The sequence below is a fragment of the Streptomyces sp. NPDC056128 genome, from assembly GCF_042263835.1.
Classification (GTDB): domain Bacteria; phylum Actinomycetota; class Actinomycetes; order Streptomycetales; family Streptomycetaceae; genus Streptomyces.
The window spans coordinates 53,467-74,803 of the sequence record NZ_JBHJVQ010000036.1; the positions used below are offsets into that span (position 1 = coordinate 53,467).

At 72.0% G+C, this 21,337-nt stretch carries 19 protein-coding genes and 1 pseudogene; 11 read left to right on the forward strand and 9 right to left on the reverse strand.

The annotated features are described in order from the left end of the window. The first annotated feature begins 30 nt into the window (after positions 1–30). Complete coding sequence (locus ACFC1X_RS36275) at positions 31–552, forward strand: PH domain-containing protein (RefSeq protein ID WP_376362592.1); 522 nt, start codon at positions 31–33, stop codon at positions 550–552. Beyond that, a complete protein-coding gene (locus tag ACFC1X_RS36280; protein WP_376362595.1) occupies positions 549–1,907 on the forward strand; it encodes a PH domain-containing protein in 1,359 nt (452 codons plus the stop codon). The genes ACFC1X_RS36275 and ACFC1X_RS36280 overlap by 4 nt, the downstream gene beginning before the upstream one ends. A 25-nt stretch (positions 1,908–1,932) precedes the next feature. Here ACFC1X_RS36280 and ACFC1X_RS36285 read toward each other — a convergent pair whose 3' ends face one another. Continuing rightward, complete coding sequence (locus tag ACFC1X_RS36285) at positions 1,933–3,183, reverse strand: hypothetical protein (protein WP_376362598.1); 1,251 nt, start codon at positions 3,181–3,183, stop codon at positions 1,933–1,935. Positions 3,184–3,311: 128 nt separating this feature from the next. Continuing rightward, positions 3,312–4,442: an alpha/beta hydrolase gene (locus ACFC1X_RS36290; RefSeq protein WP_376362601.1), complete on the reverse strand. Its 1,131-nt coding sequence runs from the start codon at positions 4,440–4,442 to the stop codon at positions 3,312–3,314. A gap of 180 nt (positions 4,443–4,622) precedes the next feature. Here ACFC1X_RS36290 and ACFC1X_RS36295 point away from each other — a divergent pair, with 180 nt between their 5' ends. The 6 genes from ACFC1X_RS36295 (at position 4,623) to ACFC1X_RS36320 (ending at position 9,821) form a co-directional block, all read left to right on the forward strand. After that, on the forward strand, positions 4,623–6,422 hold the full coding sequence (locus ACFC1X_RS36295) for a phosphatidylglycerol lysyltransferase domain-containing protein (protein ID WP_376362604.1): 1,800 nt from the start codon (positions 4,623–4,625) through the stop codon (positions 6,420–6,422). Between the two features lie 267 nt (positions 6,423–6,689). Continuing rightward, positions 6,690–7,559, forward strand: a complete 870-nt coding sequence (gene folP, locus ACFC1X_RS36300; protein ID WP_376362607.1) for a dihydropteroate synthase — start codon at positions 6,690–6,692, stop codon at positions 7,557–7,559. After that, complete coding sequence (locus tag ACFC1X_RS36305; protein ID WP_376362610.1) at positions 7,556–8,059, forward strand: nuclear transport factor 2 family protein; 504 nt, start codon at positions 7,556–7,558, stop codon at positions 8,057–8,059. The genes folP and ACFC1X_RS36305 overlap by 4 nt, the downstream gene beginning before the upstream one ends. A 244-nt stretch (positions 8,060–8,303) precedes the next feature. Continuing rightward, positions 8,304–8,663: a dihydroneopterin aldolase gene (gene folB / locus ACFC1X_RS36310; protein ID WP_161326150.1), complete on the forward strand. Its 360-nt coding sequence runs from the start codon at positions 8,304–8,306 to the stop codon at positions 8,661–8,663. After that, the gene (gene folK / locus ACFC1X_RS36315) at positions 8,660–9,271 is read left to right on the forward strand and encodes a 2-amino-4-hydroxy-6-hydroxymethyldihydropteridine diphosphokinase (protein WP_376362614.1); all 612 of its coding nucleotides are present in this window, start codon (positions 8,660–8,662) and stop codon (positions 9,269–9,271) included. The genes folB and folK overlap by 4 nt, the downstream gene beginning before the upstream one ends. Before the next feature lie 61 nt (positions 9,272–9,332). Further along, a complete protein-coding gene (locus ACFC1X_RS36320; RefSeq protein WP_376362617.1) occupies positions 9,333–9,821 on the forward strand; it encodes a DUF3180 domain-containing protein in 489 nt (162 codons plus the stop codon). 61 nt (positions 9,822–9,882) lie between these two features. Here the strand turns inward: ACFC1X_RS36320 and folE are convergent, their stop codons facing one another. From folE to dacB, 6 genes are all read right to left on the reverse strand, one after another. Continuing rightward, positions 9,883–10,488, reverse strand: a complete 606-nt coding sequence (gene folE / locus ACFC1X_RS36325; RefSeq protein ID WP_376362620.1) for a GTP cyclohydrolase I FolE — start codon at positions 10,486–10,488, stop codon at positions 9,883–9,885. Positions 10,489–10,611: 123 nt separating this feature from the next. Then, positions 10,612–12,651: an ATP-dependent zinc metalloprotease FtsH gene (ftsH, locus tag ACFC1X_RS36330; RefSeq protein ID WP_376362623.1), complete on the reverse strand. Its 2,040-nt coding sequence runs from the start codon at positions 12,649–12,651 to the stop codon at positions 10,612–10,614. A 194-nt stretch (positions 12,652–12,845) separates the two neighbouring features. After that, a complete protein-coding gene (gene hpt, locus ACFC1X_RS36335) occupies positions 12,846–13,406 on the reverse strand; it encodes a hypoxanthine phosphoribosyltransferase (RefSeq protein ID WP_376362641.1) in 561 nt (186 codons plus the stop codon). A gap of 27 nt (positions 13,407–13,433) precedes the next feature. Beyond that, positions 13,434–14,480: a tRNA lysidine(34) synthetase TilS gene (gene tilS, locus ACFC1X_RS36340; RefSeq protein ID WP_376362626.1), complete on the reverse strand. Its 1,047-nt coding sequence runs from the start codon at positions 14,478–14,480 to the stop codon at positions 13,434–13,436. A 193-nt stretch (positions 14,481–14,673) separates the two neighbouring features. After that, the gene (locus tag ACFC1X_RS36345) at positions 14,674–15,801 is read right to left on the reverse strand and encodes a zinc-dependent metalloprotease (RefSeq protein ID WP_161326145.1); all 1,128 of its coding nucleotides are present in this window, start codon (positions 15,799–15,801) and stop codon (positions 14,674–14,676) included. 64 nt (positions 15,802–15,865) lie between these two features. Next, the gene (gene dacB / locus ACFC1X_RS36350) at positions 15,866–17,464 is read right to left on the reverse strand and encodes a D-alanyl-D-alanine carboxypeptidase/D-alanyl-D-alanine-endopeptidase (RefSeq protein WP_376362630.1); all 1,599 of its coding nucleotides are present in this window, start codon (positions 17,462–17,464) and stop codon (positions 15,866–15,868) included. 82 nt (positions 17,465–17,546) lie between these two features. Between dacB and ACFC1X_RS36355 the strand changes: the two genes are divergently transcribed. After that, positions 17,547–18,038: an inorganic diphosphatase gene (locus ACFC1X_RS36355; protein WP_064731883.1), complete on the forward strand. Its 492-nt coding sequence runs from the start codon at positions 17,547–17,549 to the stop codon at positions 18,036–18,038. Between the two features lie 113 nt (positions 18,039–18,151). Then, entirely contained in the window at positions 18,152–19,861 is a 1,710-nt protein-coding gene (locus ACFC1X_RS36360; protein ID WP_376362633.1) for a threonine/serine exporter ThrE family protein, read from the forward strand. A gap of 89 nt (positions 19,862–19,950) precedes the next feature. Here the strand turns inward: ACFC1X_RS36360 and ACFC1X_RS36365 are convergent, their stop codons facing one another. Further along, positions 19,951–20,721 (reverse strand): DedA family protein, encoded by a 771-nt coding sequence (locus tag ACFC1X_RS36365; protein ID WP_376362635.1) that lies wholly within the window; start codon positions 20,719–20,721, stop codon positions 19,951–19,953. A 132-nt stretch (positions 20,722–20,853) separates the two neighbouring features. Here ACFC1X_RS36365 and ACFC1X_RS36370 point away from each other — a divergent pair. After that, a pseudogene (locus ACFC1X_RS36370) lies at positions 20,854–21,213 on the forward strand (YbjQ family protein); the annotation flags it as partial. Positions 21,214–21,337: the final 124 nt, after the last annotated feature.

Here is a 21,337-nt window from a genome sequence, read left to right on the forward strand (position 1 = left end):
AACACAGTCTCCCCTACGTACGCTGGCCTCATGGAGACGGGGAGCCCTGACGACGCGGGCACGGCGGGGGCGACGGGCGCGGTGCGGGACGAGCCGGTGTGGACCGGCCTGCCGCCGGGACTGCTGCGTATGAGGCGGCTGTTGCTGGTGGTGTGGCTGGGGCTGCTGACGCTCGCCGCGGGGCTGCTGCCCGGCCTGTTCCTCGGTGCCCCGTGGGCGGCCCTGGCGCTGCCGCCGCTGGCCCTGCTGGCCTGGGGCTGGGTGATGCTGGAGCGCAACTGGCGGTCCTGGCGGTACGCCGAGCGCGCCGACGACCTGCTGATCAGCCGGGGCGTGCTGTGGCGGGAGGAGACCGTGGTGCCGTACGGCCGGATGCAGCTGGTCGAGGTCACCTCCGGGCCGGTCGAGCGGCACTTCGGCCTGGCCAGCGTGCAGCTGCACACGGCCGCCGCCGCGACCGACGCGACCATCCCCGGCCTCGACCCGGCCGAGGCGGAACGCCTGCGCGACCGCCTCACCGAGCTGGGCGAGGCCCGATCGGCGGGGCTGTGACCACGCCCGGGGCCGGCGGCGGCACCCAGGCCACCGAACACGGCCCGCCCCCGGGCGCGGACGGCGTGACCGAGCGCCGGCTGCACCCCATCACGCCCCTGCGCCGCGCGTGGGCACCGGTCGCCGTGCTCGTCGGCTGGGCGGTCCACGACCCCGACCAGGCGCAGCGCCAGCTGACCCGGCTGACCACGACCCACCTGCTCATCGGCCTCGCCGTGCTGATCCCGGCCGCCGGCCTCTACGGCTTCCTGACCTGGTGGTTCACCCACTACGCGGTGACCGACACGGAGCTGCGCATCCGCACCGGACTGCTGTTCCGCCGTACCGCGCACATCCGCCTGGAACGCATCCAGGCCATCGACGTCACCCAGCCGCTGCTGGCCCGGGTCGCGGGGGTCGCCAAGCTCAAACTCGACGTCATAGGGACCGGCAAGAAGGACGAACTGGCCTTCCTGGGCGCCGGTGACGCCCGGGCGCTGCGGGCCGAGCTGCTCGCCCGCGCGGCGGGCTTCGCGCCCGAGACCGCGCACGAGGTCGGCGAGGCCCCCGCCCGGCAGCTGCTGCGTGTGCCGCCCGGTGTGCTGGCCGTCTCGCTGCTGCTGACCGGCGCGACCTGGGGCACGCTGCTCGCCGCCGTGGTCGTACCGACGCTGCTGTGGCTGGCCACCCACAACCTGTGGACGGTGCTGGCGACCGCCATCCCCCTCGTGGGCGCCGCGGGCGCGAGCAGCGCGGGCCGGTTCGTCGGGGAGTACGACTGGACCGTGGCCGAGTCCCAGGACGGGCTCCGCATCGACCACGGCCTGCTGGACCGGGCCCACGAGACGGTGCCGCCGGGCCGGGTGCAGACCGTGCGGATCGTGGAGCCGCTGCTGTGGCGGCGGCGCCGCTGGGTGCGGGTGGAGCTGGACGTGGCCGGCTCGTCGAACTCCGTGCTGCTGCCGGTCGCCCCGCGCGAGATCGCCGAGTCGGTCGTCGCGCGGGTGCTGCCCGGGGTGACCGTCCCGGCGGCGCGGGACCTGTCACGTCCGCCGCGGCGCGCGGCGCGGTGCCGGCCGCTGTGGTGGCGCGGCTACGGCCTCGCCGTCACCGACGCGGTGTTCGCCGCCCGGTACGGACTGCTGCGCCGCAGCCTGGCGCTGGTGCCGCACGCCAAGGTGCAGAGCGTCCGCCTGACCCAGGGGCCCTGGCAGCGGGCGCTGCGCCTGGCGGACGTACGGGTGGACACGGGGGCGAACAAGACCGTGACCGCGCGGCTGCGGGACGCCGACGAGGCGGCCCGGCTGCTGGACAGCCAGGCGGAACGGTCCCGGACCGGCCGCCGGGACGCCCCACCGGACCGCTGGATGGCCTGAGCCGCCCGAGCCCCGCCCGCAGCGGTCAGGAGACCGCGCTGCGCAGCCCCTGGATGTCGATCTGCTCGGTCTCGTCGTGCTCCGTCAGGTCGATCACCTGGCCGACCCCCCGGGACTCCACGCCGGCCGGCTTGAAGGCGGCCTCCGCCTCGGCCTTGTGCAGGGCGAGGGCCTCCTGGCCGACCACATCGGCGAGATCCTCGTTCTGGACGGTCTCCAGGGCGGCGTCGGAGGGCCCCGCACCGTCCGCGCCGTCCGCTCCGTCCCCGGGCGCCTTGGTGCCGAAGAAGTCGAACCCGCCCTCGACCGACGGACGCCGCGCCGGAGCCGCCGGTACGACGGCCACCGCGGTCGGCACCGTGAAGTGCCCGTCGGCCTGCCGGGTGGACCGGTCGGGCGGCGCGGGCCGTTCGTCGGACTGGGTCGCCGGAGCGGCGGCGGCGGAGCTCTCGTGCCCGTCGGCCGTCTCGGGCTGCCCCTGCGCCTCGTCCTCCTGGGCCGCCTCGGGCGCCGTCGCGCTCTCGCCACCGCCGCTGCCGCCGTCGTCACCGCCGTCGCCGTCGTCGCCGCCGTCCTCCTCGTCGGAGGAGTCGCCGCCGTCGTCCCGGTCGCCACCGTCCGGGCCGTTCGGCGCGTCCTCGTCGAAGCGCGCGAGGGCCGCGTTGGCCCGCAGGAACAGCCGCGAGCCCGCGGGCGAGAAAACGGCCGGCGCCTCGTCCTGCTCCGCCTCGCCCGTGTCCTCGGCGGCCGGGACACCGTCCTCGCCGGTCGCCTCCTCGGCCGGTGCCGGTCGTGCCGCCGGCAGGGCGGGCGCCGACGGCACCGCCTCTATCTCCAGCAGGCGGCGGCCCTCCAGCGCCGTGGCACGCTCGGTCTCCGCCGTGGCGTAGCGCCGCAGCAGCGAGGCGTGCTCGTTGCGCAGCCCCGCCAGTTCGGTGCGCTTGGCCCGCAGCCGGTGCTCCAGCTTGACGCGCAGTTCGCGCGACTCCTCCAGGTCGGACTCCAGTTCGGCGACCCGTTCCTCGTACCGCCACTCGTCGCTCGCCCGCGCGCGCGTGAGGTCGGCGACGCGCCTGCCCGCCTGCGCGTCCCAGTGCCGCATGACGACCGCGCCGACGACGGCCGTCACCGCGGCGGCCGCGGCCAGCACCCGGAGGATCGTGGTCTCGCTGAACACCCAGGGGCCGAGGGCGCAGACGACGGAGACGCCTGCGATCGCCGACGGAGGAAGCAGCCTGTGCAGAGGCGGGGAATGGCGGTGACGTCCACGTGGCATGGCCAGAAACTTACCGCGCGTAGGCGAATCTTGGCGCCCCGCCCCGTAAAAACACGACCATCTCCGACGTGTTCACACGGCACCGGGATTCCACAAGCCGGTCGACGGGCGAATTACCTCAAGATCATTCACGCCGTGCGCGCACCCAGCCGCTGACCGAGCCACTCCAGCGTCGCGGGAATCTCCCGCCGCCAGGTATTGAAGTTGTGCCCGCCGCTTTCCAGGATGATCGAAGAGATCCGGGTCGGCTTCCTGCTCTTGACCCGCTCGATGAACTTCAGCGTGTCCTTGTAGTTCGTCTCGCCCGACCTGCTGCTGGTCACGAGCAGGGAAGTGTCCGGCGCGGGCTTGTTCTTGAGATACCACCACAGATTCGCGTGGTTCTTCCGTTCCTTGTCGCCCTGGAAGAGATCGCCGGTGGTGGGGTCGTTCGGCGCGTCGTAGTACGCGGAGAGCCCGGCCCCGGCGCCGAACACCTCGGGATGGTGCACGGCGAGTTTCAGCGCGCAGTAACCGCCCGTCGAGTTGCCGACGACACCCCAGCTGCCCGGCCCCTCGGCCACGCGGTAGTGGCCGCCCACCGCCTCGGGAAGATCCTTCGCGAAGAACGTCTCCGTCCGGGGTCCGCCCGGCACGTCCACGCATTCCGTGTCCCGGGGCGGCGCGACCGTCGGCCGCAGCATCACCAGGATCATCGGCCGCATCCGGCCGGCCCGGGCCGACTCCCATGCCGTGCGCGGATAGTGGAGCTTGTCCACCAGCGCCTCGGCGGTCCCCGGGTACCCGGTCAGGACGACGGCCGCGGGAAACGTACGGCCGCGGTGCCGGGCCTGGAAGTACTCCGGCGGCAGATACACGTACGCGGGTGTCGCGATCCGCGTCGTACGCCCGACGACCTCGATCTCCTCGATCCGCCCGCCCGCCTCGGGCCTCCCCCCTCTCACCTTCGTCACCCGTCTGTCCCCGACGACCCGCAGCGGCCCCGCGGAACCACCGGCCGCGTGGTCCACGACCACGCCCTGTCCGTCCTCCCGGCCGAACAGGTCGGCCCAGCTGCCGTAGAACCCGAAGGACTGGTTGGCCACCAGACCGACCGCCGCGAAGACGGCCAACTGGGTCGCGAACAGCAGGCCCACGCGCCCCAGCACCGCGCGTATGCCACTGCGGGCCAGCCGCGGCCACAGCCACACCGTGCCGGCGAACAGCAGCACGCCGGCCAGTACCGCCAACGCCAGCACCTTGTTGCTCGTGAGACCCATGCCTTGGTACCTGCCTGCGCTTTCCGTGTGCCCGTTCGGGCATTCCGATCGAGGGGAGTGAACCTCTCCCTCCAAGACACCGTCCTAGAGGGCGCAATGTCGCCGGATGCCCGAAACGGGCCCGGATCCACGGTTACTCGCAGAACTACAGGTGCGATGTCTGTCAGGACAGATGAGGAAATGTCGGGTCGGGTTCCGGCAGGACCCACCCGCGTACGTCGACTGCCGCGCGGCCCTCGTCCGGAGAACGTGCCGCTCCTCGTCGGCCGCGCCTGCGCGCTCGTCGGCCTGCTGGACATCGCCGCCGGGGTCTTCCCGCGCTTCCGGCACAGCCGGATGCACGCCCTCGCCGAGGTACTGCCGGGCTCGTTCGGCCCGTTCGCCGCGGCCCTCTCCCTCAGCGCCGGCGTCCTGCTGCTCCTGCTCGCCCACGGCCTCAAACGCCGCAAGCGCCGGGCGTGGCGCGCCGCGGTGGCCCTCCTCCCGCTGGGCGCCGTCGCTCAGTTCGGCTACCGCCACTCGATCCTCGGCGTACTGATCTCCCTCGCGCTGCTCGCGCCCCTGCTGCGCCACCGGGACCAGTTCGCGGCCCTGCCCGACCCGCGCAGCCGCTGGCGGGCACTGGCCAACTTCGTCCTCATGGGGGCCGGTTCGCTCGCCCTCGGCCTCCTGGTCGTCAACGCCCACCCGCACCGGATGATCGGCGCCCCGAGCCTGGCCGACCGCATCACCCACGTCCTGTACGGCCTGTTCGGCGTGGAGGGCCCGGTCGACTACGCGGGCAACACCTCCTGGACGGTCGCCTTCTCCCTCGGCGCGCTCGGCCTGCTGACCGCCGTGACCACCATCTACCTGGCCTTCCGCCCCGAACACCCGGCGGCGCGCCTCACCGAGGAGGACGAGTCGCGCCTGCGCGCCCTCCTCGCCCGGCACGGCGGCCGCGACTCCCTCGGCCACTTCGCGCTCCGCCGCGACAAGGCGGTGGTCTTCTCCCCCAGCGGCAAGGCGGCCGTCACCTACCGCGTCGTCTCGGGCGTGATGCTGGCCAGTGGCGACCCGATCGGCGACGTCGAGGCGTGGCCGGGCGCGATCGAACGCTTCATGGACGAGGCACGCGCCCACTCCTGGACACCGGCCGTGATGGGCTGCTCGGAGACCGGCGGCGAGGTGTGGACCCGCGAGACAGGCCTCGACGCCCTCGAACTGGGCGACGAGGCGGTGGTGGACGTGGTGGATTTCTCCCTCGCCGGCCGCGCGATGCGCAACGTGCGCCAGATGGTCAAGCGCATCGAGCGGGCCGGTTACGAGACCCGGGTACGGCGCGTGGCTGACCTCCCCGACGCCGAACTGGACCGCGTCCGCCGCGCCGCCGACGCGTGGCGGGGCACCAACACCGAGCGCGGCTTCTCGATGGCCCTGGGCCGGGTCGGCGACCCGGCCGACGGCGACTGCCTGGTCGCGACCGCGCACAAGCAGGACGCCGAGCCGGGCGAGTACGGCGACCTGAAGGCCGTCCTGCACTTCGTCCCGTGGGGCAGCGACGGGGTGTCCCTGGACCTCATGCGCCGCGACCGCGCGGCCGACCCCGGCATGAACGAGCTGCTGATCGTGGCCGCGCTCCAGGCGGCGCCGAAGCTGGGCATCGCGCGGGTGTCGCTGAACTTCGCGATGTTCCGCGCGGCGCTCGCGCGCGGCGAGAAGATCGGCGCGGGCCCGGTCCTCCGCGCCTGGCGAGGCCTGCTCGTGTTCTTGTCCCGCTGGTTCCAGATCGAGTCCCTGTACAAGTTCAACGCGAAGTTCCGCCCCCGCTGGGAGCCGCGCTTCGTGGTCTACGGGTCCTCGTCCGACCTCCCCCGCATCGGCTTCGCCGCCATGCAGGCCGAGGGCTTCGTCACCCTCACCCCACCCCTCCCCCAGTCCCTACGCTGCCGCACAAGACCCCGCCGCCCCTGCCCCCACGGGGACCCGCACGTGGCTTGACCGGCGAGGCACCCGGCGTGGGTGCGGGCCGGGGGTGGGTGGCACCCAGCGTGGGTGGGCCTGGGGTGGGAGTCGCGGGCCGGCGCTTGCCGGGTGCCGCTGCGCCCACCCGTGCCGCCCCAGCGGCACGACTGCCCGCAGCTAGGGCGGATAGCCGCGTACGGCGCGGCCCCGACCCACAACGCAACGCACCGCGCTACGCGCACCCCCACCCAACCGGCCACAGGCCGCCGCAGGCACCCCACCCACTGGGCCTACGCTGAACACATGAGCAAGCAGACCGGCCGCCGCCGCCACCACCTGGCGGGCCTCACCGCATGGGACCGCTGCGCGGTCATGGGGGTCGTCAACGTGACCCCCGACTCCTTCTCCGACGGCGGTCGCTTCTTCGACACCACGGCCGCCATCAAGCGCGGCCTCGACCTGGTGGCCCAGGGCGCCGACCTCGTGGACGTCGGCGGCGAGTCCACCCGCCCCGGCGCCACCCGCGTCGACGAGGACGAGGAACTCCGCCGCGTGGTCCCCGTGGTCCGCGGCCTCGCCTCCGAGGGCGTCACGGTCTCCGTGGACACCATGCGCGCCTCGGTCGCCGCCCAGGCCCTCGCCTCCGGCGCCGCCCTCGTCAACGACGTCAGCGGCGGCCTGTCCGACCCGAGGATGATCCCGGTCGTCGCCGACGCCGCCGCCCCCTTCGTCGTCATGCACTGGCGCGGCCTCCTGGAGGCAGGCAACGTCAAGGGCGTCTACGAGGACGTGGTCACCGAGGTCGTGGACGAGCTGCGCGCCCGCGTGGAGGCCGTCCTGGAGGGCGGCATCGCCCCCGACCGGGTAGTCGTCGACCCCGGCCTCGGCTTCTCCAAGAACGCCGAGCACGACCTCGTCCTCCTCGCCCACCTCGACCGCCTCCTCGGCCTCGGCCACCCCCTCCTCGTCGCCGCCTCCCGCAAGCGCTTCCTCGGCCGCGTCCTGGCAGCCGACCCCCAGGCCACCCCACCCCCCGCGCGGGAGCGCGACGCGGCCACCGCCGCCGTCTCCGCACTCGCCGCGCACGCCGGCGCGTGGGCCGTCCGCGTGCACGAGGTCCGCGCCACGGCGGACGCCGTACGCGTCGCCCGCGCCGTCGAAGGAGCCCGGTGAACGCCCCGCACCTCGACGTCGAACAGGTCGAGTCCGCCAACACCGCCTTCTACGAGGCGCTGGAACAGGGCGATTTCGAGAAGGTCTCCGCGTTCTGGCTCACCCCGTCCGACCTGGGCGTCGACGAGTCGTACCACGACCCGGCCGACGCCGGCGTGGTCTCCTGCGTGCACCCCGGCTGGCCGGTACTGACCGGCCGCGGCGAGGTCCTCCGCGCCTACGCCCTGATCATGGCGAACACCGACTACATCCAGTTCTTCCTCACCGACGTCCACGTCTCCGTCACCGGCGACACCGCCCTGGTCACCTGCACCGAGAACATCCTCAGCGGCGGCCCCGCCCCCGACGGCGACGAGGAGCTGGGCCCCCTCGTCGGCCAGCTCGTGGTCGCCACGAACACGTTCCGGCGTACGCCCGCCGGCTGGAAACTCTGGTCGCACCACGCCTCCCCCGTACTCGCGGAGACCGACGACGATGAGAGCGAGGACACACCTTCCTGACCGGAAGGACCAAGAACGACAAGAAGTGGTTGGAATCACGGACCGCCGGGTATGGGCGGCTACCAACCCGTGATCCACCGGGACCGCCAGGGAAAACGCCGGGTGAAACCTCCCGGCCCCCGCCCGGTCCCACACCCCCCGTGGCCCGGCCCTGTCGGTGCTCGCGGGTAGATTCGACTGTGGCCGCCGTACCGCCCGCACGTGGTACGACCGGCCTTGACCGACGACTGCAGGAGTGATTCGCGTGGATCGTGTCGCGCTGCGCGGCCTCAAGGCCCGCGGGCACCACGGTGTGTTCCCCAAGGAACGCGAGGACGGCCAGACCTTCCTCGTGGACCTCGTCCTGGGCCTGGACACCCGGCCGGCCGCGGCCGACGACGACCTGGCGAAGACCGTGCACTACGGCATCGTGGCCGAGGAGGTCGTGGCCGTCGTGGAGGGCGAGCCCGTCAACCTCGTCGAGACGCTCGCCGAGCGCATCGCCCAGGTCTGTCTGAAGCACGACGGGGTGCGGGAGGTCGAGGTCTGCGTCCACAAGCCGGACGCGCCGATCACCGTCCCCTTCGACGACGTGACCGTCACCATCATCCGGAGCCGTGTATGAGCGCCCCCTTCGCCAAGGGTCCCAGCGACCCGACCGTACAGCCGGTGCCCGCCTCCGTCATCGAGCAGGTCGACGCCGCGGACACGACGCTGTCCAACCCCAAGCGCGCCGTGATCGCCCTCGGCGCCAACCTGGGCAACCGCCTGGAGACCCTCCAGGGCGCCATCGACGCCCTGGAGGACACCCCCGGCGTGCGCGTCAAAGGGGTGTCGCAGGTGTACGAGACGGAGCCGTGGGGCGTCGCGCCCGACAGCCAGCCGTCGTACTTCAACGCGGTCGTGGTCGTGAAGACCACCCTGCCCCCGTCCTCCCTGCTGGAGCGCGCGCACGCGGTGGAGGAGGCCTTCCACCGAGTCCGCGACGAGCACTGGGGCCCGCGCACCCTGGACGTCGACATCGTCGCCTACGCCGAGGTCGTCTCCGACGACCCGCAGCTCACCCTCCCCCACCCGCGCGCGCACGAGCGTGCCTTCGTGCTCGCTCCCTGGCTCGACGTGGACCCCGAGGCCCTGCTGCCCGGACAGGGTGCGGTCGCCGACCTCCTGGCCGCCGTCACCCGCGACGGCGTCGCGCCCCGCGCCGACCTGGAACTCCGGCTGCCCGAGTAGTCGTTAAGGTCGACGAGATCACGACGACCGCTCAGGGGAACCGAAGGGACACCGGAACACCGTGAAAGAGCTGCGCATCAGGGTGCTGGCCGGCGTGTTCGTCGTCGCCGGTGTCCTGTCCTGGGCGGGCGCCCGCCTGTGGAACTCGGTGGGGACCCTGCCGAGCGTCCCCCTGGCCGCCCCCATCGTCCTCGCCCTGATCGCGGTGATCCTGCTGGCCACGGCGCTCTCGATCCGCGCCCGGCTGAAGGCCCAGCGGGACCGCCTCCCCGGCGCCAAGGGCGTCGACCCGATGATGGCGGCCCGCGCGGTCGTCTTCGCCCAGGCCAGCGCCCTGGTGGTCGCCCTGGTCGCCGGTATGTACGGCGGCACGGGCGTCTTCCTGCTGGAGTACCTGGACATCCCGGCCCGCCGCGACCAGTCCATCTACGCCGGTCTCTCGGTGGTGGCGGGCATCGGCGTCATAGCGGCCGCGGTCTTCATGGAGCGGGTCTGCAAGCTCCCCGAGGACGAGGACGACGACCACCCCGGGGCGGCGTCGGCGGCCTGACCGAAAAGGCACCCGCGAAAAGCAGACGCGAGCCCCGCCGCCCGCCGCCCGTCACCCTCCCTCAGCGAGCCATGATCAGGCTCATCGCCTCGTTGCGCGTGGCGACATCCCGCAGCTGCCCCCGCACCGCCGAGGTGAGCGTCTTCGCGCCGGGCTTGCGGATGCCCCGCATCGACATGCACATGTGCTCGCACTCGACCACGACGATCACCCCGCGCGGCTCCAGGATCTCCATCAGGGAGTCGGCGACCTGCGTGGTGAGACGTTCCTGCACCTGCGGACGGCGGGCGTAGACGTCCACCAGGCGGGCCAGCTTGGACAGCCCGGTGATCTTTCCGCTGCTGGAGGGGATGTAGCCCACGTGCGCGACCCCGCGGAACGGCACCAGGTGGTGCTCACAGGTCGAGAACACCTCGATGTCCTTGACCAGGACCATCTCGTCGTGCCCGAGGTCGAACGTCGTCGTCAGCACGTCCTCCGGCTGCTGCCACAGACCGGCGAATATCTCCTTGTACGCCCGCGCCACCCGCGCCGGGGTCTCCCGCAGGCCCTCGCGGTCCGGGTCCTCACCGACCGCGATGAGCAGTTCGCGTACGGCGTTCTCGGCCCGCTTCTCGTCGAACTCGCCGATCTCGCCCTCGCCGTCCAACGTCACGGGGTCGGTCATCTGGTGCCTCGTTCCTGTGCTGTCCTGCGGGCGGCATAAGGAAATGCCGCACCCCCCAAGGCTAGAACCTGGGGGGCGCGGCATACATTCCGGGCCTGGTGGGGCCGCCGGGAGTGACCGGGGTCAGCTCTCCGGACGGTCCTCCGGGGCGTGTTCCGGTGCCGGGGCGGGCTCCACCGTGGGGCTCTTGGTGGTGGAGATCGCCGCCGGCGCGCCGTTCGCTCCGTTCGTCAGCGCCAGCTCCTTGGGGGAGAGCACCGGCGGACGGGTCGAGGGCGTGCGGCGTGAGGAACCGGTCCAGGCGGGCCGGGCCGGGCGCTTGACGATCTGGGCGAAGACCTCGGCGATCTCCTCCTTGCCCAGCGTCTCCTTCTCCAGCAGGGCGAGGACGAGGTTGTCGAGGACGTCGCGGTTCTCGACCAGGATCTCCCAGGCCTCGTTGTGCGCCGTCTCGATGAGCTTCTTGACCTCCTCGTCGACCAGCGCGGCGACCTCTTCCGAGTAGTCGCGCTGGTGAGCCATCTCACGCCCGAGGAACGGCTCGCTGTTGTCACCGCCGAACTTGATGGCACCGAGGCGCTCGGTCATGCCGTACTGCGTGACCATGGCACGGGCCACACTGGTGGCCTTCTCGATGTCGTTGGCGGCGCCCGTCGTCGGGTCGTGGAAGACCAGTTCCTCGGCCGCGCGGCCGCCCAGCATGTAGGCGAGCTGGTCCAGCATCTCGTTGCGCGTGGTCGAGTACTTGTCCTCGTCCGGGAGCACCATCGTGTAACCGAGGGCCCGGCCTCTCGACAGGATCGTGATCTTGTGGACCGGGTCGGAGTTCGGTGAGGCCGCCGCGACCAGGGCGTGTCCGCCCTCGTGGTACGCGGTGATCTTCTTCTCCTTGTCCGACATGATCCGGGTCCGCTTCTGCGGGCCCGCGACCACACGGTCGATCGCCTCGTCCAGCATCTGGTTGTCGACCAGCTTCTTGTCGCTGCGGGCCGTCAGCAGGGCGGCCTCGTTCAGCACGTTGGCCAGGTCGGCGCCGGTCATGCCGGGCGTACGGCGGGCGACGGCCGACAGGTCGACGTCCGGCGCGACCGGCTTGCCCTTCTGGTGGACCTTGAGGATCTCCAGCCGGCCCTGCATGTCCGGGCGGTCGACGGCGATCTGCCGGTCGAAGCGGCCGGGGCGCAGCAGCGCCGGGTCGAGGATGTCGGGCCGGTTGGTGGCGGCGATGAGGATCACGCCGCCCTTCACGTCGAAGCCGTCCATCTCGACGAGCAGCTGGTTCAGCGTCTGCTCGCGCTCGTCGTGACCACCGCCGAGGCCGGCGCCGCGGTGGCGGCCGACCGCGTCGATCTCGTCGACGAAGACGATCGCGGGAGCGTTCGCCTTGGCCTGCTCGAACAGGTCACGCACTCGGGAGGCACCGACACCGACGAACATCTCGACGAAGTCGGAACCGGAGATCGAGTAGAACGGCACGCCCGCCTCGCCCGCGACGGCACGCGCGAGCAGGGTCTTGCCGGTGCCGGGCGGGCCGTACAGCAGCACGCCCTTGGGGATCTTGGCGCCGACGGCCTGGAACTTGGCCGGCTCCTGGAGGAACTCCTTGATCTCGTGGAGCTCCTCGACGGCCTCGTCCGAGCCGGCGACGTCGGAGAACGTCGTCTTGGGGGTGTCCTTGGTGATGAGCTTGGCCTTGGACTTGCCGAAGTTCATCACGCGGCTGCCGCCGCCCTGCATCTGATTCATCAGGAACAGGAAGACGACCACGATCAGGACGAACGGGAGCAGGGAGAGCAGAATGCCGACGAACGGGTTCTGCTTCGACGGCGACACCGTGTAGCCGTCGGAGATCTGCTTGTCCTGGTACTTGTTCTGCAGCGAATTGGCGATGTCGACGCCCTGGTCGCCGATGTAGCTCGCCTGGATCTTGGAGCTGCCCTCGACCTTTTCGCCGTCCTTGAGCTGGACCTTGATGATCTGCTCGTCACCGGTGGTCAGCTTGGCCGACTCGATCTTGTTGTCGTTGATCGCCTGGACGACCTGGCCCGTGTCCACCGTCTTGTAGCCGCCGGACGAGCCTACGACCTGCATCAACACGACCACGGCAAGGACGGCCAGCACGATCCACATGATTGGCCCACGGAAGTATCGCTTCACGTCCATCCACACGGAGCGGTGTCGCCCCGTCCCTCCTGCCATAGTGAGTTTGATAAGACAGTTCTTCTGACGGTACCCCAGCGCGGCGGCCCTCAGCCGCACGGGACCGCTGGCGTCCCGTCTGCATGCTCCAACGGCGCGGAGGCCTCCGGGGTTCCCGGTAGCCCCCCAATCGCCGTGCTGCCCGCCACAGGGGCGGGTCAGCCGCCGTAGACGTGGGGCGCGAGCGTACCGACGAACGGCAGGTTGCGGTACTTCTCGGCGTAATCGAGGCCATACCCGACGACGAACTCGTTGGGGATGTCGAAGCCGACCCATTCCACGTCGATGGCGACCTTCGCCGCGTCGGGCTTGCGCAGCAGCGTGCACACCTTGAGGGAGGCGGGCTCGCGCGAGCCGAGGTTGGAGATCAGCCAGGACAGGGTCAGGCCGGAGTCGATGATGTCCTCGACGATCAGGACGTGCTTGCCCTTGATATCGGTGTCGAGGTCCTTGAGGATCCGCACCACGCCGGAGGACTGGGTGCCCGCGCCGTACGAGGACACCGCCATCCAGTCCATGGTGACGGGGGTGGACAGCGACCGGGCGAGGTCGGCCATGACCATCACGGCGCCCTTGAGCACGCCGACGATGAGCAGGTCCTTCCCCTCGTACTCCGCGTCGATCTTCGCGGCCAGCTCGGCCAGCTTCGCGTCGATCTCTTCCTTGGTGATGAGTACCTTCTCGAGGTCGGCACCCATGTCGTTCGCGTCCACCCGCATCACTTTCGGTCGTCCCACCGGCCGGATTCAGCCTTGCCGAATCACCAGTCTGCCACCCTGCCGCTGGGCGACGACTTTGCCGGGGAGGTTGATGGCCCCCTGGCCGCGCCAGCCGGTGATCAGCCGGTCGACTTCCTCGAGGTGGCGGGCGAAGAGCGCGCCGGCGGGGGCACCGGCCGCGATGGCGGCGCGGCGCAGGATCCGGCGGCGTACGGCGGGCGGCAGGGCGTAGAGCTTGGCGCACTCCAGCACGCCCGTGGCGTCGCGGACGCCCTCCTCGGCCTGGCGGGCCCAGGTGTCGAGGGCGTCGGCGTCGTCCCGGGAGAGCTGGGCGGTGCGGGCGAGGGCCTCGACGACGCCCTTGCCGAGGGCCTTCTCCAGGGCGGGCAGGCCCTCGTGGCGCAGTCGGGAGCGGGTGTACGCCGGGTCGGCGTTGTGCGGGTCGTCCCAGACCGGCAGGGACTGCACCATGCAGGCCTTGCGGGCGGTCTGCCGGTCGACCTGGAGGAAGGGGCGCCGGTAACGGCCGTCGGCCCCCGAGACCGCGGCCATGCCCGACAGGGAGCGGATGCCGGAGCCGCGGGCGAGGCCCAGCAGGACGGTCTCGGCCTGGTCGTCGCGGGTGTGGCCGAGCAGGACGGCGGCGGCGCCGTGGCGGGCTGCGGCGGCGTCCAGGGCGGCGTAGCGGGCGTCGCGGGCGGCGGCTTCGGGGCCGCCCGCGCGGCCGACGCTGACGGCGGTGGCCTCGACGGGGTCCAGGCCCAGTTCGCGCAGGCGCAGGACGACCTCTTCGGCGCGCAGGTCGGAGCCGTTCTGCAGGCCGTGGTCGACGGTGACGCCGCCGGCCCGGATGCCGAGCCGGGGGGCTTCGAAGGCGAGGGCGGAGGCGAGCGCCATGGAGTCGGCGCCGCCGGAGCAGGCCACGAGCACGAGCGGTGACGGCGGCCGCTCGGGCGTCGGTCCGGCGGCCGTCGCGGCGGGGACGCCGGCCGTGGTCTTCAGTTCGGTGAGGATGTCGTGGAGGACGCGGCGGACCGCCAGGCGTATCGCCGCGACCGCAGGATGGGGACCCATGTCCGGTGCCCTTCATGAAGTTTTCGGGGGGTGAGCCCGGGGTTCTGTCACGCAGAGTGTGTAGATGGTGACAGAAACGGGCCGTTCCCCGAGCATCGCACGCCTGTCGAGGGCTCACGGTCCCTCGGACGGGTGATTGGAGGGGCGTTTACCTGCCGTCGGCCGGATTCGATTCACGCCCGTCCCGAGGGGCTCACGACTCCGGCTTGCGGTGCACCCGCGCGATCCAGTCCGCCGGTTTGGCGATCTCCGACTTGGTGGGGAGGGTGTTGGGCGACGTCCAGACGCGGTTGAAGCCGTCCATTCCGCACTCGTCGACGACGGCCCGTACGAAGCGTTCGCCGTCCCGGTACTGGCGGAGTTTGGCGTCCAGGCCGAGCAGCTTGCGCAGCGCCAGGTCGAGGCGGGAGGCGCCCTTGGCGCGGCGCTGCTGGAACTTCTCGCGGATCTCCGCGACGCTCGGCACGACCGCCGGGCCGACCCCGTCCATCACGAAGTCGGCGTGGCCCTCCAGCAGGGACATCACGGCGGTGAGGCGGCCGAGGACCTCCCGCTGGGCCGGGGTCTGCACCAGCTCCACCAGCGAGCGGCCACCGTCGTCCTCCTCCCCCTCGGGGCGGCCCCCGGCGAGGGTCTGGGCGGCCTCGCGGACCCGCTCCAGGACGGTCATGGGGTCGACGTCGGTCTCCGCGAGGAACGACTGAATTTCGCCCTCCAGGTGGTCGCGCAGCCAGGGCACGGCCGTGAACTGGGTGCGGTGCGTCTCCTCGTGCAGGCACACCCACAGGCGGAAGTCGTGCGGGTGGACGTCGAGTTCGCGTTCGACGTGCACGATGTTCGGCGCGACCAGGAGCAGCCGGCCGCCGCCGTCGGCACCGGCGGGGAGTTCCCGGGTGGCCGGGGCGAAGGTCTCGTACTGGCCGAGGACGCGGGAGGACAGGAACGACAGCAGCATGCCCAGTTCCACACCGGTGACCTTGCCGCCGACGGCGCCGAGGACCGCGTTGCCGGCGCCGTCGCCGCGCCGCTCCTGCAGCTTCTCCAGGAGGGGTTTCAGGATCTCCCGGAACCCGGCGACGTTCGCCCGGACCCAGCCGGGGCGGTCGACGACCAGGACGGGGGTGTCGTGGATCTCCTCGGTGGCCATACGGGTGTAGCCCCGGACGTGTTCCTCGGAGGCCTTGGCATGGCGGCGGAGCTCCGCGACGACCGCCCTGGCCTCGTCGCGGCTCACCTCGGGGCCCGGCCGTACGAGCCGGGTCGCGGTCGCCACCGCGAGGTTCCAGTCGACCATGCCGGAATTTGCGCCGATGCTCGTCATGCGTCAACGGTACGGGAGCGCCGCCGCTGGGGGCAGGCTGTGCGGGGCGCAGGGGTGGGGCGGGCTACCCGCAGCCGCAGGAAGCCAGGCTCGTCGCCGCCCGGTCCAGGGTCGACTGGGCCGCCGCGGGGTCGGACGTCCCGTGGGCCATGAAGGCGAAGCCCAGGAGGCGGCCGTCGGCGGTGACGACGGTGCCGGCGAGGGTGTTCACGCCCGTCAGCGTGCCCGTCTTGGCGCGGACGACGCCCGCTGCGCCGTCCGTGTAACGACTGGTCAGGGTGCCGGTGAAACCGGCCACGGGGAGGCCGGTGAGGACCGGGCGGAGCTGGGGGCGGGCCGGGTCGGCCGCCTTGGCCAGCAGGGCGGTGAGCAGGTCGGCGCTGACCAGGTCGGTGCGGTCCAGGCCGCTGCCGTCGCGGAGCGCGGCGCCGTCCACCGGCAGGCCGAGCCGCTTCAGCCGGTCCTTCATGGCGGCGGACGCCCCGTCGAAGTCGGCGGGCCTGCCGCTCGCCACGGCGGTGTGGCGGGCCAGGGCCTCGGCGAGGTCGTTGTCGCTGTTCGTCAGCATCCGCTCGACCAGGGCGGACAGCGGCGGCGAGGACACCGTGGCGAGGGTGTCGGCGCGGTCGGTGGCCTTGGAGGGGCCGGGGGCCGACGCGGTGATGCCGTGCTGCTTCAGGAAACCGGCGAAGGCGCGGGCGGCGTGCGCGGCCGGGTCGCTCTCGCGCGGGGCGGGTCCGCTGGTGGAGTCGTCCGTCCGGGCCTCGTCGGCCATCAGGGCGGTGACGCGGGCCAGGTTCTCGTTGACCCCGATCGGGTGCATTTCCCCGCCCGCGTAGAGCGTCGTGTCGTACGACAGCGTCACCTTGCGCAGGTCCCGCTTCTTCAGGGCCGCGGCGGTCTTCTCGGCCAGGGTGCGCAGGCTCGCGAGGCCCTTGGCGTCCGCACGCGCGGTGAGCGTCGGGTCGCCGCCGCCGACCAGGACGACCTCGCCGGTGTCGGCCTCCAGGGCGGTGCGGGTGGTGAGGCGGTGGTCGGGGCCGAGGGCGGTGAGCGCGGCCACCGCGGTGGCGATCTTGGTGGTGGAGGCGGGCGTGAGAGGCGCGTCGCCGCCGAGGCCGTACAGCCGCTTGCCGGTGGTGAGGTCGACGACCGACGCGGCGCGGTCGGTGCCGAGCGCCGGGTCGTCGAGGAGCGGCCCGAGGAGGTCCGCGAGGGCCGCGCCGCCCGGGGCCGCCTTGACGCCGCCCGGGGTGGTGGCGCCGCCGAGGCCGGCCAGCACGGCCCCGGCGCTGGGCGCGGGACGGGGCGTCCCGGCCGCGGTGCCGGAGCCGCCGGACCCGCGATCGTGATCTGCGCCACCCATGTGCTCCAGTGCGACGGCCCGGTCCCGCTCGGCCGTACGCTGACCCGTGGAGTCCCAGGGGCCGGCGGCGGTCACCACACCGGCGGCGAGAGCCAGCCCGGCGGTGGCGGCACCGGCGGTGTACTGCCAGGTCTTCGGCCTCGTGATCCGGGCGAGCCGCGGTCCCGTGGCCCGCGTGAACCGCGCGATCCGCGGTCCGGCGGCCCGGCCGAGGCGCGCCAGACGGGGTCGTACGGCGCCCGCGGCCCGCACCAGGTGCGGCCTCGCGGACCGCCAAGGCCTCAGCTCTGGCACCATCACCAGCCCCTTTCGCGATCACACACCGGCGTGAGGGACACTTAACCACCAGAACTATGTACTGATCATGGAGGAGCGTCCGGTGGAGTTCGACGTCACGATCGAGATCCCGAAGGGTTCGCGGAACAAGTACGAGGTGGACCACGAGACCGGTCGTATCCGCCTGGACCGCCGCCTCTTCACCTCGACCGCCTACCCGACCGACTACGGCTTCGTGGAGAACACCCTCGGCGAGGACGGCGACCCGCTGGACGCGCTGGTCATCCTGGACGAGCCGACCTTCCCGGGCTGCCTCATCCGCTGCCGCGCGATCGGCATGTTCCGGATGACGGACGAGGCCGGCGGCGACGACAAGCTGCTGTGCGTGCCGTCGACCGACCCGCGCGTGGAGCACCTGCGGGACATCCACCACGTGTCGGAGTTCGACCGCCTGGAGATCCAGCACTTCTTCGAGGTCTACAAGGACCTGGAGCCCGGCAAGTCCGTCGAGGGCGCCAACTGGGTGGGCCGGACCGACGCCGAGATCGAGATCGAGCGGTCCTACAAGCGCTTCAAGGAGCAGGGCGGCCACTGAGCAGCTCCCGTTCCGTAACGGGCCGCACGCCACCCGCGTGCGGCCCGTTCGCGTGCGAGTGCGCATACTGAGATCAACAGGAGGGTGAGTTCGTACCAGGGAGCGTTGCGCAGGTGACCGAGGCGGAGGACCGCAAGCCGCAGTCGGACGAGGCCCACAGCGCCTTCCGGCAGCCGGGCGGGATCGCTGCGTCGATCGACGACGAGTCGTCGACGACGTCCGAGTTCGAGATCCCGCAGGGACTGGCCGTCCCGCGGCACACCGGAACGGAGTCCGAGACGACCTCGGAGTTCTCGCTGCCGGACGGCCTGGAGGCGCCCACGGCCACGCCCGCGGACGCCGAGGGGTCGGCGTTCACGACGCCGAGCACGTACCACGCGTGGACCGCGCCGACCGCGTTCACCCCGGCCAGCGGCTTCCCGGCGGTGAACCTGGCGGACGTGCCCTGGCAGGACCGGATGCGGGCCATGCTGCGCATGCCGGTGGCCGAGCGGCCCGCGCCCGAGCCGTCGCAGAAGCACGACGACGAGACCGGGCCCGCCGTGCCGCGCGTGCTCGACCTGACGCTGCGTATCGGGGAGCTGCTGCTGGCGGGCGGTGAGGGCGCCGAGGACGTGGAGGCGGCGATGTTCGCCGTCTGCCGGTCCTACGGCCTGGACCGCTGCGAGCCGAACGTCACCTTCACCCTGCTGTCGATCTCCCACCAGCCGTCCCTGGTCGAGGACCCGGTGACGGCGTCGCGGACGGTACGCCGCCGCGGCACCGACTACACCCGGCTCGCGGCCGTGTTCCAGCTGGTGGACGACCTCTCGGACCCGGAGACCAACATCTCCCTGGAGGAGGCCTACCGGCGCCTCGCGGAGATCCGGCGCAACCGGCACCCGTACCCGACCTGGGTGCTGAGCACGGCGAGCGGTCTGCTCGCGGGCGGGGCCTCACTGCTCGTCGGCGGTGACGTGATCGTGTTCTTCGCGGCGATGATCGGCGCGATTCTCGGTGACCGGCTGGCGTGGCTGTGCGCGGGGCGCGGGCTGCCGGAGTTCTACCAGTTCGCGGTGGCCGCGATGCCGCCGGCCGCGATCGGCATCGCGCTGACGCTGACCCACGTCGAGGTGAAGGCGTCCGCGGTGATCACCGGTGGGCTGTTCGCGCTGCTGCCGGGGCGGGCGCTGGTCGCGGGGGTGCAGGACGGTCTGACCGGCTTCTACATCACCGCCGCGGCACGGCTGCTGGAGGTCATGTACTTCTTCGTCAGCATCGTCGCCGGGGTGCTGGTGGTGCTGTACTTCGGCGTCCAGCTGGGCGCGAACCTGAACCCGGATGCCAAGCTGGGCACGGGCGACGATCCGTGGGTGCAGATCTTCGCCTCGATGCTGCTGTCGCTGGCCTTCGCGATCCTGCTCCAGCAGGAACGATCCACCGTCCTCGCGGTGACCCTGAACGGCGGCGTCGCCTGGTGTGTGTACGGCGCCATGCACTACGCCGGGAACATCTCGCCGGTGGCCTCCACGGCCGCCGCGGCGGGGCTGGTGGGTCTGTTCGGGCAGCTGATGTCCCGGTACCGGTTCGCGTCGGCGCTGCCGTACACGACCGCGGCGATCGGGCCGCTGCTGCCGGGTTCCGCGACGTACTTCGGACTGCTGGGGATCGCGCAGAGCAAGGTCGACTCGGGGCTGCTGTCGCTGTCCAGTGCGGTGGCGCTGGCGCTGGCCATCGCGATCGGGGTGAACCTCGGTGGGGAGATCTCGCGGTTGTTCTTGAAGGTGCCGGGGGCGGCGAGTGCCGCGGGACGCCGGGCCGCCAAACGGACACGGGGTTTCTAGGGCGCCTAGTGGGGGCGGGGGTACCGTGCGACGGCGGGTGCGGGTTCGTCGTGGCTTGTCGCGCAGTTCCCCGCGCCCCTTAGGTGGGTTCAGCGGCCCTGGTTGTACGGGTACTGGTCGTTGTAGTTCTGGCCGTACGGCTGTTGCTGGTACGGGTCGACGCGGCGGAGTTGGGTCGTGGCGTCGTCCATGACCGGGTACTGGGGCTGCTGGGGCGGCGTGGGGGCGGTTGCCGCGGCCTGCTTCTTCTTCTTGCGTTCGCGCAGGTACTCGATGGCGATCGGGACGACCGAGACGACGACGATCAGGACCAGGATCGGCTCGACGTTGGTGCGGATGAACTCGATCTGGCCGAGCCAGTAGCCCGCGAGGGTGACGCCGGTGCCCCAGGCCACGCCGCCGATGATGTTGTACGTGAGGAACGTGCGGTACTTCATGCGGCCGGCGCCCGCCACGATGGGCGCGAAGGTGCGCACGATCGGCACGAAGCGGGCCAGGACGATCGCCTTGGGGCCGTACTTCTCCATGAACTCGTGCGCCTTCTCCAGGTTCTCCTTCTTGAAGAGCTTGGAGTTGGGGCGGTTGAAGAGCTTGGGGCCGAGGAACTTGCCGATCATGTAGCCCACCTGGTCGCCGATGACGGCGGCCAGCACGATCAGGGTGCACACCAGCCACAGCGGCTGGCTGATGTACTCGCCCTGGGCGACGAAGAGGCCCGCGGTGAACAGCAGCGAGTCGCCGGGCAGGAACGCGAAGAGTCCGGACTCGGCGAAGACGATGAGCAGGATGCCGGGCAGAGCGAAGGTCTCGATCAGATAGTCCGGGCTGAGCCACTCGGGGCCGAGCGCAAGGGTGGTCACGGGATGTGGCTCCTGCTGCTGGGGGGAGGCGGGCTGGACCTGGCTGCCCAAACGTACAACGCAGCCGCGGTGTCCCAGGTTCCACGGGGTCCTCGGGGTGCACTGCGGCCTTTCCGGGGAAGCCGGAGAACCATGGGTATTGAAGAATACGGCGGCGGACAGAGTCCCCAGTCCGATGTGCTCATCGTGACCACGAACGACCTGCCGGGCCACCGGGTCCAGGAGGTGCTGGGCGAGGTCTTCGGGCTGACCGTGCGCTCCCGGCACCTGGGGAGCCAGATCGGGGCCGGGCTGAAGTCGATGGTCGGCGGTGAGCTGCGCGGACTCACCAAGACGCTGGTCGAGACCCGCAACGAGGCGATGGAGCGGCTGGTCGAGCAGGCACGCGCGCGGGGGGCCAACGCGGTACTGGCCTTCCGCTTCGACGTGGCGACGGCCGCGGACGTGGGCACCGAGGTGTGCGCGTACGGGACGGCGGTGGTCGTGGGCCGGGGGTGGGGGGGGCGCGGGGGCGGCGCCCCCCACGGCCAGGGGGACGAAGCCGAGGCTGTCGACGAGGAAGCCGGCGGCGTCCCGGTCGTCCGCGACGTACAGCTCGGCGTACGCGATGGGACTG